The organism is Chryseobacterium koreense CCUG 49689 (genome assembly GCF_001045435.1).
In the GTDB taxonomy this organism is placed as follows: Bacteria; Bacteroidota; Bacteroidia; order Flavobacteriales; family Weeksellaceae; genus Kaistella; species Kaistella koreensis.
This window is the reverse complement of record NZ_LFNG01000059.1, coordinates 1-1,043: the sequence shown is the minus strand read 5'-3', so window position 1 is coordinate 1,043 and position 1,043 is coordinate 1. Positions and strand designations below refer to the sequence as shown.

2 protein-coding genes are annotated in these 1,043 nt (G+C 31.4%); one reads left to right on the top strand and one right to left on the bottom strand.

What is annotated here, in order from left to right:
• Positions 1-177: 177 nt before the first annotated feature.
• Positions 178-888, bottom strand: a complete 711-nt coding sequence (locus tag ACM44_RS14775) for a hypothetical protein (RefSeq protein WP_048500834.1) — start codon at positions 886-888, stop codon at positions 178-180.
• Here ACM44_RS14775 and ACM44_RS15645 point away from each other — a divergent pair.
• The coding region (locus ACM44_RS15645) for a hypothetical protein (protein WP_206540207.1) at positions 854-1,043 on the top strand (190 nt) is incomplete at its 3' end. The two genes, ACM44_RS14775 and ACM44_RS15645, sit on opposite strands and share 35 nt — an antisense overlap.

The following is a 1,043-nucleotide window of genomic DNA, read 5'->3' as shown; positions in this document are numbered from 1 at the left end:
ACTTCTTTCCCACGACTCCCATATCCTTCATTTAAGCCCACGCCAAATTCCGGAAACTTTCACCAGCAAAAATAAAAACCTCCTTTAAATCGCTTAAAAAGAGGTGGTTTTGGTTGAGTTTTGAAAACTATTATTGGAAAATTAGGGTTGTGCAACAGCTACCAATGTTATCTGCAGTTATATTTTTCTTATCCATTTTACACTTTCAACAGATTCTTTCCAAGTTTCTGCTAAAGCACCATCAAATTTTTGACCTGTAAAGTTTTCTAAATCTTTTAAAATATTCCACGCTTTTTCATTTCCAATAGTTGAAAGCGCTTCCAATTTTCCGATAATTAATTCCCAGTCCGAATTAAACCCTTCATTTGGTTTTAATGAATTCAAAAATTCATCTGCTTGTTTTTTATCTATTGCGAAATTTTGGATTTTAGGTTTTAATTCTGAAGTTTTTAACTGATTTTCAATTGGTTTAATTGTCTGTTCTCCAATTTCGATTAATTCCCAATTCCAATCCTTTCCAATTGGTAAATATCTCAATTCAAGTATCTTGAGTTCGTTTTTATTTTCAACAATTTTGCAAATTTTTAAGGCGCCATATTCTGCAAATGATTTTCCGGTTTCGCAATCAAAAATATTGAATTCGGATATAATGATTCCTTGTTCTTGCATTTCTTTATCTACAAATCCACAAACACTAACAGATTTATTATTTTCAAATGTGTAAGTTAATATAGGTTCATCATTTTTTGAAGAGCCAATTCCATCAAAACATTTACAAGAATTTTCAGTTTTAGAATTGGTAATATTTTCTTGATTCAGTTTTGATTTTCCTTTGTTACAAGAAACTAGAAAAATGGCTGAAATTATTATGGCGATTCGTTGTTTCATAATTGCAGATAACGTTTTGCGTATTGGCGATGGTGCGGCTAAAATGCGGAAACTTACTTATTGTAAATTAAACTTCGTAACATCTAAACTAGTTAAACTTGCGATAACTCCGCACTATTGCCAATACGATGTGCTTGTTGCACAACCAAATATAC